The sequence below is a fragment of the Nocardia testacea NBRC 100365 genome (genome assembly GCF_000308775.1).
Classification (GTDB): domain Bacteria; phylum Actinomycetota; class Actinomycetes; order Mycobacteriales; family Mycobacteriaceae; genus Nocardia; species Nocardia testacea.
In genome coordinates, this window is record NZ_BAGJ01000112.1 from 15,571 (window position 1) to 31,100 (window position 15,530).

General features: G+C 69.1%; 12 protein-coding genes. All 12 read right to left on the reverse strand.

What is annotated here, in order from left to right; translation table 11 throughout:
- Nucleotides 1-23: 23 nt before the first annotated feature.
- Entirely contained in the window at nucleotides 24-623 is a 600-nt protein-coding gene (locus ON38_RS16175; RefSeq protein ID WP_051164862.1) for an ATP adenylyltransferase, read from the reverse strand.
- Between the two features lie 35 nt (nucleotides 624-658).
- Nucleotides 659-2,731 (reverse strand): threonine--tRNA ligase, encoded by a 2,073-nt coding sequence (gene thrS / locus ON38_RS16180; protein WP_039825634.1) that lies wholly within the window; start codon nucleotides 2,729-2,731, stop codon nucleotides 659-661.
- 247 nt (nucleotides 2,732-2,978) lie between these two features.
- Complete coding sequence (locus tag ON38_RS16185; protein ID WP_245564065.1) at nucleotides 2,979-3,650, reverse strand: (2Fe-2S)-binding protein; 672 nt, start codon at nucleotides 3,648-3,650, stop codon at nucleotides 2,979-2,981.
- Nucleotides 3,647-4,012 carry a TIGR02611 family protein gene (locus tag ON38_RS16190; protein ID WP_051164863.1) on the reverse strand — a complete coding sequence of 122 codons (366 nt, stop codon included), beginning with the start codon at nucleotides 4,010-4,012 and terminating at the stop codon, nucleotides 3,647-3,649. Before ON38_RS16190 ends, ON38_RS16185 begins: the two co-directional genes overlap by 4 nt.
- 209 nt (nucleotides 4,013-4,221) lie before the next feature.
- A complete protein-coding gene (locus ON38_RS16195) occupies nucleotides 4,222-6,531 on the reverse strand; it encodes a SulP family inorganic anion transporter (RefSeq protein ID WP_039825635.1) in 2,310 nt (769 codons plus the stop codon).
- 308 nt (nucleotides 6,532-6,839) lie between these two features.
- Entirely contained in the window at nucleotides 6,840-9,146 is a 2,307-nt protein-coding gene (locus ON38_RS16200; RefSeq protein ID WP_039825636.1) for a SulP family inorganic anion transporter, read from the reverse strand.
- 711 nt (nucleotides 9,147-9,857) lie between these two features.
- Nucleotides 9,858-11,228, reverse strand: coding sequence for an AMP-binding protein (locus tag ON38_RS16205; RefSeq protein ID WP_039825637.1), 1,371 nt, complete (start codon nucleotides 11,226-11,228; stop codon nucleotides 9,858-9,860).
- The gene (locus ON38_RS16210) at nucleotides 11,221-11,823 is read right to left on the reverse strand and encodes an energy-coupling factor transporter transmembrane component T family protein (protein WP_039825638.1); all 603 of its coding nucleotides are present in this window, start codon (nucleotides 11,821-11,823) and stop codon (nucleotides 11,221-11,223) included. Before ON38_RS16210 ends, ON38_RS16205 begins: the two co-directional genes overlap by 8 nt.
- Nucleotides 11,820-12,500 carry an energy-coupling factor ABC transporter ATP-binding protein gene (locus ON38_RS16215; protein WP_039825639.1) on the reverse strand — a complete coding sequence of 227 codons (681 nt, stop codon included), beginning with the start codon at nucleotides 12,498-12,500 and terminating at the stop codon, nucleotides 11,820-11,822. Before ON38_RS16215 ends, ON38_RS16210 begins: the two co-directional genes overlap by 4 nt.
- A complete protein-coding gene (locus ON38_RS16220; protein WP_085995424.1) occupies nucleotides 12,497-13,624 on the reverse strand; it encodes a thiolase family protein in 1,128 nt (375 codons plus the stop codon). Before ON38_RS16220 ends, ON38_RS16215 begins: the two co-directional genes overlap by 4 nt.
- Nucleotides 13,621-14,742 (reverse strand): class I adenylate-forming enzyme family protein, encoded by a 1,122-nt coding sequence (locus ON38_RS16225; RefSeq protein ID WP_039825641.1) that lies wholly within the window; start codon nucleotides 14,740-14,742, stop codon nucleotides 13,621-13,623. Before ON38_RS16225 ends, ON38_RS16220 begins: the two co-directional genes overlap by 4 nt.
- Nucleotides 14,735-15,295 (reverse strand): biotin transporter BioY, encoded by a 561-nt coding sequence (locus ON38_RS16230; RefSeq protein ID WP_506330620.1) that lies wholly within the window; start codon nucleotides 15,293-15,295, stop codon nucleotides 14,735-14,737. Before ON38_RS16230 ends, ON38_RS16225 begins: the two co-directional genes overlap by 8 nt.
- Nucleotides 15,296-15,530: the final 235 nt, after the last annotated feature.

The following is a 15,530-nucleotide window of genomic DNA, read 5'->3' on the forward strand; positions in this document are numbered from 1 at the left end:
GCGCGTAGCACGGCGTCGCTCATCTACGCCTCCTCCCAGGCCGACGCGAGCAGCGCCCGGGTCTCGCGCAGCAGCTGCGGCATTACCTTCGCACCACCGATCACGGTGATGAAGTTCGCGTCCCCACCCCAGCGCGGCACGATGTGCTGGTGCAGATGGTCGGCGAGCGAACCGCCCGCGACACCACCCAGGTTGAGCCCCACGTTGAAGCCGTGCGGCCGGGACACCTTCTTCATCGTCCGGATGGCCCGCTGCGTGAACTCCATCAGTTCGGCGGATTCGGCGGCGGTGAGATCCTCCAGGTTCGCGACCCGGCGATAGGGCACCACCATCATGTGCCCCGGGTTGTAGGGGTAGAGATTCAGCACCGCGTACACCTGCTCACCGCGGGCGATGACCAGACCGTCCTCGTCGGACATGGTGGGGATATCGGTGAACGGATGCCCGGTCGCCCCCTTGGGGGCGGTGGTGGCGGCCTCCGCGATATAGGACATCCGATACGGCGTCCACAACCGCTGCAACCGGTCCGGCTCGCCCGCACCGCGATCCACGATCTCGCCGGACCGCTCCTCGGCCGCGCCGGATTCCTCGGTCAGTTCGTCCGGCGCCGTGCGCTCACTCATGCTCCATACCTTTCCCCGCCCGGACGGACCCGGTATCACTCGGGCGCACCGCCTTCGCTGTCCACCAGGGCGCGAACCGTTTCCGCGGTGGGCGAGGAGTTGTCGCGGCGGCGGATCCACTCCGCGACCACACGCACCGCGTCGTCCACCGGCACCCCGTTCACCTGGGTGCCGTCCCGGAACCGGAAGCTCACCGCGCCGGCCTCGACGTCCCGCGCGCCGGCCAGCAGCATGAACGGCACCTTCTGCGCGGTGTGATTGAAGATCTTCTTCTGCATCCGATCGTCACCGCGATCGACCTCGGCCCGGACCCCCACCGCCCGCAGCCGGTTCACCACCGCGTCCAGATGTGGGATGAAGGTATCGGCGACCGGGATGCCGACCACCTGCACCGGCGCCAGCCAGGCCGGGAAGGCGCCGGCGTAGTGCTCGGTGAGCACGCCGAAGAAGCGTTCGATCGAACCGAACAGCGCGCGGTGGATCATCACCGGCCGCTTCTTGGTGCCGTCGGAGGCGGTGTACTCGAGCTCGAAAAGATCCGGCTCGAAGAAATCCAGCTGAATGGTCGACATCTGCCAGTTGCGGCCGAGCGCGTCGCGGGTCTGCACCGAGATCTTCGGACCGTAGAAGGCAGCGCCGCCGGGATCGGGCACCAGCTCCAGGCCGGAGGCCTCCCCCACCTGGCGCAGGGTCTCGGTGGCCTCGTCCCACAGTTCGTCGGAGCCGACGTACTTGTCCGGATCCTTGGTGGACAGCTCCAGGTAGAAATCTTCGAGACCGTAGGCCTTCAGCAGGTCCAGCACGAACCGCAGGGTGCCGGTCAGTTCCTCGACCACCTGCTCCTGGGTGCAGTAGAGATGCGCGTCGTCCTGGGTGAAACCGCGGGCCCGGGTCAGGCCGTGCACGACCCCGGACTTCTCGTACCGGTACACCGAGCCGAATTCGAACAGCCGCAGCGGCAGTTCCCGGTAGGACCGGCCGCGGGACCGGTAGATCAGGTTGTGCATCGGGCAGTTCATCGGCTTGAGGTAGTAGTCCTGCCCCGGTTTGCGCACCGTGCCGTCCTCGTTGAGTTCGGCATCGAGGTGCATGGGCGGGTACATACCGTCGGCGTACCACTCCAGGTGCTTGGAGGTCTCGAACAGATGCGCCTTGGTGATGTGCGGGGTGTTGACGAACTCGTAACCCGCCGCCACATGCTGGGCGCGCGAGTAGTCCTCCATCTCCTTGCGGATGATGCCGCCCTTGGGATGGAACACGGGCAGACCCGAGCCCAGCTCGTCCGGGAAGGAGAACAGATCGAGTTCCAGCCCCAGTTTGCGATGGTCGCGCTTCTCGGCCTCGGCGAGCATATGCAGGTATTCGTCCTGCGCCTCGGTCGATTCCCAGGCGGTGCCGTAGATGCGCTGCAGGCCCTCGCGGTTCTGGTCACCGCGCCAGTACGCGGCCGAACTGCGGGTCAGTTTGAAGGCGGGAATGAACTTGGTGGTGGGGATGTGCGGGCCCCGGCACAGATCGCCCCACACCCGTTCCCCGGTCCGCGGGTCGAGATTGTCGTAGATGGTCAGCTCGTTACCGCCGACCTCCATGATCTCCGGATCGTCGATGCCGGATTTGTCGCCGATCAGCTCGAGTTTGAACGGCTCCTTCGCCAGTTCGATCCGCGCCTGGTCCACCTCGACCACCCGGCGCGAGAACCGCTGTGCGCCCTTGACGATCTTCTTCATCCGGGATTCCAGCCTGGCGAGATCCTCGGGGGTGAACGGGCGCTCGACCCGGAAGTCGTAGTAGAAACCGTCCTTGATGGGCGGGCCGATCCCCAGCACGGCCTCGGGGAACTCCTGCTGCACCGCCTGGGCCAGCACATGGGCGGCGGAATGGCGGATCACGCTGCGACCGTCCTCGGTGTTCGCGGCGACCGGGGTGACCTCGGTATCGAGTTCCGGGGTCCAGGAGAGGTCGCGCAACTGTCCCGCGGCGTCGCGGACGACGACAACGGTATCGGGGCCCTTGGCCGGCAGGCCCGCCTCGCGCACCGCGGCACCCGCCGTCGTCCCGGCAGGCACCCGGACGAGGGTGGCTGGGCTGCGGGGGGCTGTGGTGGTCACGGTGGCGCTCTCCTCGGGTATCGGTGGCCGGTTACGGTCCGGCTCGTGCGGGCAACGGATCGCCCGCCTCACTCCGGCTCGTTCCGGTGCGGTGACGGCTCGATCCGTCTGTCGGTGACCGGGCACAGCCCGGCCGCGACCATGCTATCGGCACAGCCGGGAACGCGTGTCGATGGACCGGGCGAGGTCGCACGCCGTCCCCGCGCGAACACCCACAGGGCCCTCGCCGCGCCGCCGGACCGGCTCCTCACCCCTGCCGCGCATGGTCCGCGAGCAGCGCTTCGCGCTCGCGGGGGCGGCGCTTGGGGCAACTCACGCATTTCTCGCACCCCGGCGCCTCGTACACCAGGCAGCAGGAGGCACGGCGGACGAAGGTGCGCCCCGCGACCTCGACGAAACGCGGTTCGGGCAGGGCCGTGCCGACCGCCTCGGCCAGCCGCCGGCCGATCAGGGGTTGCCCGGCGTCGAGGGCCCAGCCGGCCACCACATCGGTGACGACCGCCCACAGCGCCGGTTCCCGGACACCCGACACGGCGGCGAGACGGCCGATCACCGTGGTGAGGGTCTCCCGCACGGCCACCGCGATATCGGCCTCGGTGGCCTCGGGCGCGGAGTCCGCGGCCGGTAGGCGACCCGGTGTCGCGCCTGCCGTATCCGGCCCGGGCGCCTGGATCCCGACCCGTTCGACCGACCCGTCGGCGCGCAGTGTGAGCGCGAGCCGGTCCAGGGTGGGCGCCGGTATCGGACGCTGCTCCGCGAGTGCCCGCACCACCTGCTCGACCAGCGCCGAGGCGGTCATGCACCACCAGAGTGTCGCGCCGACCCGTATCGAGTCGGTCCGCCAGGACGCGCCGAGCTCGGCTATTCGAGCCGCCAGCCACGATTCGTCGCCGAGCATCCGGCCGCTCACCGGCTTCACGACATCAGGGGGCTGCGCAACCACTGCCAATCGACTCCGATCCAGTCACCGACCAATCCGAACGTTCCCAGTACCCACAGGGTGGCCACGACGAGCGCGCAGGTCGCCAGGAAGGCGATCACCTGCACGATCGGCCCGCGGGAGATGTACCAGGCCATTCCGCGGCGGTACTTGTCCCGTAACCACACCAGGGCGCGCCGCGCCACCGCGAATTCGGTGGCGAGGATGCCGATACCGGCGAATACCAGTGCCCAGCCCGGCCCGGGGAACGGGATGGTGACGACCCCGACGACGAACACCGCGGTGCCGACGACCGCCACCCCGACCCGGTAGACGAGATCGAGCGTAGGGCGCCGCGCGATCCGATCCCGATAGGCGCGCCAGAACGCCGGTCCGGACCGGTGCCCGTCCTCGGGTTCGGGGGGCTCCGGCGGCTCACCGGCCTCGGCCGCAGGACGGTCCGCGACAGGATCGGAACGACTTTCCACGGATACCAGACTACGAGGCGGCAGGCGGGGCGAGCGCGGACGCGGCCCGCCCGGAGCATCCGGGCGGGCCGCGGTACGGCGTGTCACCGGGCGGACTGCGCCGGTTCTCTCTGTAACTGCGCCAATAACTCGTCGTTGTCCTCGATGGGGGCGATGCCGTCGGGACGGACCTCGATGACCCGTGCGCTGGCGATATCGAAGAACAGACCGGAGACGGTGACCCCGCGTTCGTCGATCGCCCGGCGCACCGACGGATGCCGCCGCAGGTTCTCCAGCTGCACCGCGATATTCACCATGCTCAACTGTTCCACCGGGCCGAAACCCGCGGCCTCGGCCGCGTGGCCCACCGCATGGCCGGCCCGGTAACGCGCCAGGCTGGGCTGTCCGTACTCGAGCCACCGGTCGATGCCGGGGCCCGCCGATTCACCCGAATGCAGCGCGCCCATCGCCCCGCACGAGGAGTGGCCGCAGACCACCACGGAGCGCACGTTCAGTTTCTCCAGCGCGAACACCAGCGCCGCCTCCACCGAGGCGTCACCGCGCTCGGGCACCAGATTGCCGACATTGCGGACTGTGAACAGATCGCCCGGCCCGCTGTTGGTGATCACGTTGGGCACGATCCGCGAATCCGAGCAGGTCAGGAAGAACGAGTCGGGGTCCTGTCCGTCGCGCAGTTCGTCCAGGTGCGGCCGTACCAGATGCGCGTGACTGCGGTGGTAGGCGGCGATACCGCTCACCAGCGGGTCGGTACTGTCACCGGACCCGTTCGACGAACCGTTGCGGTCCACCCGCCAGGGCCCGAGGACACTGTCGAGGGCGACCCGGCCCATACTGCGCGAGGGCGGCGCCACCGCCACGTTCGCCATTCGGGCCGTACCGATCTCCACGAAGTCGACGGTGCCACCGTTGGCCTCGTGCTGGCGTGCCCAGTCGGTGATCGCGTCGTAGGCGGCGTGGTCGAGGAAGTCGACCGTCATCTCCACGGTCACCGGAATACCCGGCGGGACTTTCGCGAAGGTGGACGACAGTTTCGGCAGCGACAGGAACGTGCACGATCCGTCGATCTGGACGAGCCAGCGATCGGTGCCGCCGAGCGGTTCGGCGGTGATCGTGACCCGGACGACCCGCCAGAGCAGCAGTGCGAAGGCCAGCGCAAGACCGATGAGCACGCCTTCCAGCAGGTTCAGGAAGACCACCGCGGCCAGAGTCACCGCGTAGATGAGGAGATCGCCGGTGCGGTGGGCGAGCCGGATATGGGCCAGTTTGACCAGCTGCATACCGATGACGATCAGCAGTCCGGCCAGTGCGGCGAGCGGGATCTGCTCCACCAGCGACGCGAGGGCCACCGAGAAGACCAGCAGCCAGACACCGTGCAGGACTGCCGAGGCACGGCTGCGGGCACCGGCCGCCACATTGGTGGAACTGCGCACGATGACGCCGGTGACAGGAAGGCCGCCGAGGAGTCCGGACAGGACATTCGCCGAGCCCTGGCCGATCATCTCGCGGTCGAAATCGGCCCGCGGCCCGGTGTGCATCTTGTCGATCGCGACGGCCGACAGCAGGCTCTCCACACTGGCGATGAGCGCGAAGGTCAGGATCATCAGCACGACCCCCGCCCAGTCGCTGCGGGGTAGTTCGGGCAGCCCGATCGCATCGAACAGCGAACCGTCGATGGTGACCCGCTTGACATCGAGCGAGAGCACCAGGGAGATCAGCGTGGCCACCACGATCGCGGCCAAGGCGCCGGGGACGACTTTGATCCGTTCGGGGAGATACTTCCAGCCGAGCATGATGGCGATGACGACCAGGCCGAGCAAGACGGCCGGTCCGTGCAGCGCGGCCAGCTGCGCGGGCAGCTCGGTGATATTGGTCCACGCGGTGCTGTTGGATTCACCACCCAGCAGTACGTGTAGCTGTTGCAGGGCGATGGTGATACCGATTCCGGCGAGCATGGCGTGTACCACCACCGGCGCCACCGCCAGTGCCGCCCGGGCGATCCGGCTCAAACCGAACAGGATCTGCAATACCCCGGCCGCCGCGACAATGAAACACGTTATACGCCAGCCGAATTGGTTGATCGATTCGGCGACGATCACGGTGAGGCCCGCGGCCGGGCCGCTCACCTGGAGGACGGAGCCGCCGAGTGCGCCGGCGACCACACCGCCGATCACCGCGGCGATGAGCCCGGCGGCCACCGGGGCGCCGGAGGCGATCGCGATACCGATGGACAGGGGTAGCGCGACCAGGAAGACAACGATCGACGCCGGAACATCATGGCGCAGGATCGAGGTCAGCCGGACCGAGGTGGGTCTGCTCCCGGACCCGGCGGGCTCGCGCCCGTCCGGGCCCGAACCAGTAACTGACTCTGGGGAATTCGTGCTCTGGGTACCCATCGTTCTCCTTCGCCGACTCGGCACGGGCCAGGTCGGTTGACGATCAACGTGTCCACGGGGAACACAGACCGCGAACCGGCAACTCGCGGTGAAGTAGGTACTCGGCACACCAACGGGCCGAGCGGTAAAACATTTACATGGTAAGGGTAATGACTTATCAAAGCCTGAGAAGGAACCCCCATCACTGGCGATAACGCGCGCGACCTTGTCATTCGATCTCCTCATGACTCGAATCACAGTGAAACAAGTTGTGCATCAACGGTTCACGTACCGAGGGAGCGCAATTCAACCGCAGACCGGAATCCTCCTCATGTGGTCCCCATCGATGCCGGTTCCCGCTGCAATTGCGCCAGCAGCCCGTCGGAGTCCTCGATGGAAGCAATCCCCTCCTCACTCACCTCGATCAGCCGGGCACTGGCGATATCGAAGAACAGTCCGGAAACGGTGACCCCGCGTTCCTCGACCGCTCGCCGGACCGACTGATGCCGCCGCAGGTTCTCCAGCTGCACCGCGATATTCACCATGCTCAGCTGCTCCACGGGACCGAACCCGGCCGCTTCCGCCGCGGCACCCACCACATGCCCGGCCCGGTAGCGCTCCAGACTCGGCTGTCCGTATTCGAGCCACCGATCGATACCCGGACCCGCCGACTCGCCCGAGTGCAGGGCTCCCATCGCCCCGCAGCACGAATGACCGCAGACCACCACGGAGCGCACATTGAGCTTCTCCAGCGCGAAGACCAGCGCCGCCTCCACCGAGGCGTCCTGTTCGGGCACCAGATTGCCCACATTGCGGACGGTGAACAGATCACCCGGCCCGCTGTGGGTGATCACGTTCGGCACGATCCGCGAATCCGAGCAGGTCAGGAAGAAGGAATCGGGATCCTGCCCATCGCGCAGCTCGTCCAGATGCGACCGCACCACATGCGCACGGCTGCGGTGATAGGCGGCGATACCGCTGGACAGCGGGTCACCGCCGGGCCCGGATCCGTTGGGCGAACCGTTGCGGTGCAGCCGCCACGGCCCGAGGACATCGGCGAGCGCGACCCGGCCCATACTCCGCGACGGCGGAGCATCCCGCACCTCGGCCATCCGGGAGGTACCGATCTCCACGAAATCCACGGAGCCGCCATTGCTCTCGTGCTGGCGTGCCCAATCGGTGATCGCGTCATAGGCGGCGTGGTCGAGGAAGTCCACGGTCAGTTCCACCGTCACCGCGGCCCCCTGCGGAACCTCGGCGAAAGTGGTGGACAGCTTCGGCAGCGACAGGAACGTGCAGGACCCGTCGATTCGCACGAGCCAGCGATCGGTGCCGCCGATCCGTTCCGCCGTCACGGCGACCCGCACGACCCGCCAGACCAGCAGCGCGAAGGCCAGCGCCAAACCGATCAGGACCCCCTCGAGCAGGTTCAGGAAAACCACCGCGACCAGGGTGGCGACGTAGACGAGCAGATCGCCGGTGCGGTGCGCGAGCCGGATATGCGCCAGTTTGACCAGCTGCATACCGATGACGATCAGCAGGCCCGCCAGGGCGGCGAGCGGGATCTGCTCCACCAGTGATACCAGGGCCACCGAGAACACCAGGACCCACACACCGTGCAGAATCGTCGACGCCCGGCTGCGAGCACCCGCGGCCACATTGGTGGAACTACGCACGATGACACCGGCCACGGGCAGACCGCCGAGCAGTCCGGACAGCACATTCGCCGAGCCCAGGCCGATCATCTCGCGATCGAAGTCCGTCCGCGGCCCGGAGTGCATCTTGTCGATCGCGACAGCCGACAGCAGACTCTGCACGCTGGTGATCAGCGCCACGGTGAAGATCATCATGACCACCGCGGCCCAATTGCCGTGCGGCAGTTGGGGCAACATGATCGCATCGAACAGCGACCCGTCCAGCGCGACCCGTTTCACGTCCATCGGCAACACCAGCGAGAGCCCGGTCGCCACCACGATGGCCACCAGCGCCCCGGGTACCACCTTGACGCGCGCGGGCAGGCGACTCCAGCTCAGCATGATGACGATGACGGTCACCCCGAGGAACGCCGCGGGGCCGTTCACGGAGGCGAGCCGGCCCGCCAGGTCGGTGATGTTATCCCATGCGGCACTGCCGGATTCACCACCGAGCAGCACATGGACCTGCTGGAGCGCGATGGTGATCCCGATGCCCGCGAGCATCGCGTGCACCACCACCGGTGCCACCGCGAGCGCCGCCCGGGCGACCCGGCTCAAACCGAACAGGATCTGCAACACCCCGGCCGCGGCGACAATGAAACACGTTACGCTCCAGCCGAATTGATGGATCGACCCGGCGACGACCACGGTGAGACCGGCCGCCGGACCACTCACCTGCAGGGCGGAACCGCCGAGGACGCCGCCGACGATACCGCCGAGGACGGCGGCGATGAGCCCGGCGGCCACCGGGGCGCCGGAGGCGATCGCGATACCGATGGACAGGGGTAGCGCGACCAGGAAGACAACGATCGAGGCCGGGACATCATGGCGCAGGATCGACGCGGGGTCCAGGGACGGTAAGCGGAATCCGGGCCCGGCCGTGGATACGGACGAACCCGATCCTGACGGTGACGCATGGATATTCGCGCTTGTGGTTGCCATTGGTCTCCTTCGCCGACTCGGCACGGGCCGAGGTCGGTTGACGATCAACATGTCCAGCAGGGCACAGACCGCGAACCGGCATCTCGCGGTGGAGCAGGTTTTCGGCACAGCAACGAGCCGAGTTTCAAACCATCGCTATGGTATTGGTAAAGACTTAGCAAAGCTTAAGAACGCGAATTACGGTGGTGACCCCGCCGCCACGAAGACCGAGTCGCGGCGATGTCGCCATCGGAACCACATCGAACGAGCAGGTCGGCTACCAGACTACTGTGAAAAACCGTGCGCGACAGCTGATCGGACCGCAGTGAGCGGCGAGCGGACGAACCCTTCCGATACACCCTCACAACCATGCCCATGACGTCTCCTCGAGGCGAGATACCACAGTCCGGCTCCACACATAGTAAAGAGCTGACCAAGCTCGGCACTAGAGGTCGCGAAACGAAAATGACAATCGCTACCCAATCGATACGTGTCATTGAGACCCGGCGAAGGTGCGGCGCCCCGAGGTCACCATCCGGTGAGCGGCCACCGCCGCGTACTACACAGCGCCACCGCCGCGTACGACACAGCCGAGCATATCGGACAGAATCTCCCACTGACCAGCGGAAACACAATATTCACGTGAGGTTCCCGGCGCACGGGGGTGCTATCCGCCGGATGGGCGCGGCGCCCACGCCGACCGAGCGCCGACGCCCCCCGGCCGGCGCGAGCTCAGCCGAACAGGGCGGTCAGTGCGGCGCGATCCACTTTGCCCCGCGGTGTCCGCGGCAGCCGGTCCACCACTCGGACCCGATCCGGCAGGCTCGGGGCCGGCAGCACCGCCCGCAACCGGCGCCGGATCTCGTCGGGGCCGGGCGCGTCGCCGGTGACGACGACGGCGGCCACCGGTACCTGACCCCAGCGTTCGTCGGCGAGTCCGACGCAGGCGGCCTCGGCGATCCCCGGGATCGCGGTCAGCGCGGCCTCCACCGCCGCCGGTTCCACATTGAGCCCGCCCCGGATGAGCATTTCACCGTCGCGGCCGAAGAGTCGTAACCTGTTGCCCGCCAGCGCTCCTCGATCGCCGACCGAGAACCAGCCGTCGACCGGACCGTCCACCACACCGTCCTCGGTCAGGTACCCGGTGAAGACCATATCGCTGCGCACATGCACGAGACCGTCACGGATCTGCACCTCGACGCCGTCGAACAACTCCCCCGCCGCGCTGTCGTCGGCATCGCCCGGACCGCGGTCGAAGGAGACGAAACTCAGCTCCGAGGCCCCGTAGAAATGGGTGAGCGCGGCATTCGGCAGCACCTCCCGCAAGGCCGCGCGACCCGGCCGGGGCCAGCGCGCCGCCGAGGAGAGCACCTCACGCACGCTGCCGACCGGCCCCACCTCCGCACGTACCACGTCCCAGGCGATGGCGGGTACCGAGTACAGGTGGGTGGGGTCATCGGCCAGCGCCGCGCCGACCGGACGCAGATCGACCGTCGCGCCGCGGGTGAGCGTGTGCAGCGCGCCGTAGAGAAAGTGGGTGTGGTCGAGTACGCCCGGCGTGGAGACCCGGTCGCCGGCCTCGATATCGAAGGTCGCGTCGGAACGGTCCAGGGTCGCCGCCCACGATCGCTGGTCCCGGACGAAGAGTTTGGGTTCACCGGTGGTGCCCGAGGTGATCCCCACCAGCAGTTCGCTACCGGGGTCCGCGCGCCCGCACGTACCGTCCGATTCCAGTTCCGCCGCGGTGGCGATGTGGCCCGTCCAGCCGAGCCGGCGCAACAGCCCGTGACGGCCGGCGGCGGCGCACACCTGCGCGGGACGGGACAGCGTCAGGACCCGGTCCAGCTGTCGCGGCAACAGATGGCGGTGCAGCAGCACCACCCCGACCCCGGCGTACATCGCCGCCGCCACGGTGACCAGTGAATCGATATCGGAGGTCGGCAGGACCGCCACCCGGTGCGCACCGGCCAGACCCGCGGCGGTCCGGGTGACCCGCCCGAGGAATTCGCCGTAGGTGGCGTGTTCGCGGGCGGCGACGACGGCGGTCCCGGCCGGATTCCGGGCCGCCTGCCGCGCGATCCGCTCGGCGAGCAGCTCAGTCATCGTCGACTCCGCGGGCGGCCAGCGCGTCGCCCATCGCGTCGGCGGTGCGCAGCGCCCGGACCAGCACCGGAGTGGCCAGGGCGGTCACCGACCACTGCAGTCCCCGCGCGCGCCGCGCGTCGGCCACCTCACGGACGATCCCGGCCAGCAGCGGTACACAGCGGATCGCCAGTGCCAGCAGCAGGCCGACGCGTTCGGGGTCGACACCGAACCGGCGCAGCGGACCGAGCCCCCGGGTGACGGCGTCCAACATATCGGTGACCCGGGTCGTCAGCGTGACCAGCGCGGCCAGCGCGACCGAGATCAGCAGCAGCGCGCACACCACCGTCGCGCGTGCGGGCGAGGTCGTCAGGACCTGGACCACCGCGATGAGCGCCAGCATCCACAACACCGGCTGCAGCTGGGCCAGCGCCACCCGCCACGGGACCCGGGCGAGCACGAACAGCGCGACGACGGCGAGCCCGAGAACCCCGGCCTGCGCGGGGGTCCGCACGAGAACGGTCGCCGCCACGATGATCACCAGCAGCGACAGCAGTTTCGCACCGGCGGGCATCCGGTGCAGCAGCGAGTGGCCGGGAAGGTACAGCCCGATCACTCGATCAGCTCCCGATAGGCGGGGACGGCCGCGGCGGGGGTGCCGTCGAAGACCACGGCGCCCTCGTCGACGACGATCACCCGTTCGAAACTGTCCAGCAGGCCGAGCTGATGGGTCACCACGATCACCTGCTGGTCCACCGCATCGAGCGCCGCGGCGACGGCGCGGGCGTTACGCAGATCCAGCAGGGTGGTCGGCTCGTCGGCAACGATCACCTCCGGGCGCCGGATGAGAACGGCGCCCAGCGCGAGCAGCTGTTTCTGCCCGCCGGAGAGCAGATGGGACGGGTGTTCGGCGTGCGCGGCGAGGCCGAAGCGGTCCAGGATCTCGGCCACCCGCCCGGCGATCTCGGCCTTGCCCAGACCCGTACGCCGCAGCGAGAACGCCAGGTCCTCGGCGACTGTCGGCATGACGATCTGGGAATCGGGATCGGTGAACACGAACCCCACCTTGCGACGGACCCGCGAACCCTTCTTCGCGGCGTCGACACCGTCCACGGTGACGGTGCCCGAAGTCGGGGCCAGCAGACCGTTGATCATCCGGGCCAGCGTCGATTTCCCGGATCCGTTGGCGCCGATGATGCCGACCCGGCGCTCGGTGATCCGCAGATCCACCTCCCGCAGGACCCGGCGTTCACCGTAGCGGTGGCTCACCGCGTCGAAGACGATCTCGCTCATTGCATCCGCTCCACGAGTACAGCGATCCCCTGACCGCCGCCGATGGCACAGGCCGCCAGTCCGAGGGCGGGCCCGTCCGGGCGCAGCATCTGGCTCGCCAGCCGCACCAGCAGGACCGCGCCCGAGGCGCCCCAGGGATGGCCCATGGCGATCGCGCCCCCTTCCGGGCAGAGGACCGCTTCGTCCAGCCCCAGTTCGTCTGCCACGGCCAGCACCACCGAGGCGAAGGCTTCGGTGATCTCCACGATGCCGAGATCGGCCACCGAATGACCGGTGCGGCGCAACACCTTCCGGATCGCCGGAACCGGGCCCAGCCCGGGCAGCGCGGGGTCCGAGCCGCTCACCGCCGAACCGAGGACGCGCAGGGCGGGCAACCCGGCCGCTCGCGTCTCGCTCGTCACGGCCAGCACGGCGGCCCCGTCGGAGATCCCGCAGGAGTTGCCCGCGGTCGCCGTTCCACCGGCACCGAAACTGGGCCGCAACCGGGCCAGCCGCTGCGCGGTCATCCCCGGCCGGATGCGCTGGTCCCGGCTCACCCCCGCGACCGGCACGAGCTCGGCGCCGAAATCGGTGGCGGCGGCGCGGGCATGGGATCGGGCGGCGTAGGCGTCCTGACGTTCCCGGCCGATACCGCGGCGCCGAGCGAGATCATCGGCGGCGACACCCATATCCGGGTCCGGGAATCCCTCCGGCGCGAAGGGCGCGCGGGTGTAGCGCACCGGTTCCCGCTCCGGCTCCGGCGGCCAGAACCGCCACGGCGCGGTACTCGCGGATTCGACCCCACCGGCGAGGATCAATCCGTCCGCGCCGCTGCGCACCCGCAGCGCGGCCTGCATCACCGCGTCCAGCCCGGAACCGCACTGCCGGTCCACGGTGACGCCGGGCACCTGTGTCCCGAGGCCGGCCCGCAGCGCCGCCACCCGGGCCGGATCCCCACCGGGGCCCAGGCAGTTGCCCAGCACCACATCGTCGATCTCGTCGTCGACCCCGGCCGCACGCAACTCCCCGGCCACGGCCCGCAGGACCGGGGCGGCCAGATCGGTAACGGTCAGTCCGGCGAACGCGTGCCCGGCCGTGCCGATCGGGGTGCGCCGGGCGGCGACCAGGACAGGGACAGCACTCACGCCAGCAAGTCTTTCAATCGGCCGCGGGCGACCTTCCCGGCGGTCGTGGTGGGGAGTTCACCGACCCGCACCCAGCGTCGCGGCACCGCTTCCCGGCTCAGCAGCCCGCGCGCCCGCCGACGCACCTCCTCGATCGCGATACCGTCCAATTGCACTGCCGCGGTCACTATTTCACCGAACACCGCGTGCGCCGAACCGATCACCGCGGCCGCCACCACACCGTCGATACCGCCGAGTACCCGCTCCACATCCTCGGCGACGACGGTGGTGCCGCCGACATTGATCACCGCCGCACCCCGGCCCCGCACCGCGATCTCCCCGTTGTCCCCGAGTACGGCCAGATCCCCGACACCGAACCATTCGGGTGCCCCGAGCACCGTGTAGGGCGATCGGACGTAGAGCAACCCGTCGCGGATCTCGGCGTCCACCTCGTCGAGCAACCGGAGCGGTTCGGGTACCCGCCGGGCGGCGACCAGCGATACCTCGGAAGAGCCGTAGTACTCGACGACACGCAGATGACGGGCGGCCGCGAGCGCTCCGGAGTCGGCGGCGATACCGGCGACGACGGCGGTGCGCAGCTCGGGCGCGGTGCGCACGACCTCGCGCAGGACCGCCGGCACGGCGTGCACGACGGTGGCCCGCCGTGGATCGTCGGTGACGCAGGCCCCGCACCACAGCGCGTGCAGGGCTGCGAACAGATGCATCGTCGCGTGCAGTGGGCCGGTGAGCAGGACCCGGTCGGCGGCGGTGATCCCGGTGATGGCGGTGAAGGCGGGGAAGCTGTCGTACCAGGAAGCGGCGGTGCGGGCCAGCGGCCGGGGCCGCCCGGTCGAACCCGAGGTGGCGACCAGCAGGAAGGCCGCCGCCGGCCATTCGGTGCGGTCGGGCCGCGTCGCGGGGTCTTCCACGGCGACCGGGACACCGCGCCGCGCGGCCGCGCAGACGCAGATCAGCGCTTCGGCGACCGGGAGGGTGGAGGCGTCGTATCCACGCGGGCCCGGCTCGTGCCGCTCGCTCCAGCGGTCGACGGCGCGATCGAGTTCGGCATAGCTGTACCGCTGGCCGCCGAGCTCGAGCGCGGGAGCGTCACCGGTTCCGCCGAGTTCCCGGCTAGGCACGGATCAACCCTGGGTAGGCGCGGTGCACACCTTTGGCCACCACGGTCGCGACGACCACTTTGAGCAGGTCGCCGGGCAGATACAGGCCGTTCGAGGCGATCGCCGGCCACAGTGCGACATCGGTGCGCAGCAGCAGGCCGAGAGTCCCGAAGAAGTAGATGACCACGATCCCACCGGCCGCGTTGATCAGCAGCGCGGGCACCAGCGGGTACTTGGGCACGATGCGGGCGGTGAGCAGCCCGATGAACAATGTCGCCGGTATCCAGCCGATCAGGTAGCCGGCACTCGGGCCGGCCAGCGCGGTCAGCCCGGTGCGGCCGCCCGACAGCAGCGGCAGCCCGATGATGGTCAGGGCGATGAAGACCGCCACGGCGGCCGTGCCCTTACGCGGTCCCAGCACCGCCCCGGCCAGTATGACGCCGAGGGTCTGCACGGTGATCGGCACACCGGTGAATCCGACCGTGATGGCGCCCGGCAGGCCGAGCGCCGCGATCAGCGCGGCGAACACCGCGATCTGCGCCATATCGCGTGCGGTGATACCCGGCCGGGGCATCCGCTCGTTGTCGACACCGCTCACCGGGAACCTCCACACACCATGACTTGAACGACGTTCAAGATAGCAATCACCGGGTCGCCGCCCACCGGGTCCCCCGCGGTTGTCATTCGGATACCGGCCGGGCCCGCCCGGAACGCGGATCCCGTAGCTCTTCGACCACGCGATCCGCTCCGGACCACGACCCGGTCGTACGGTGATCGATGACCCGGACGCCCACACTCCCGCTCGAAGG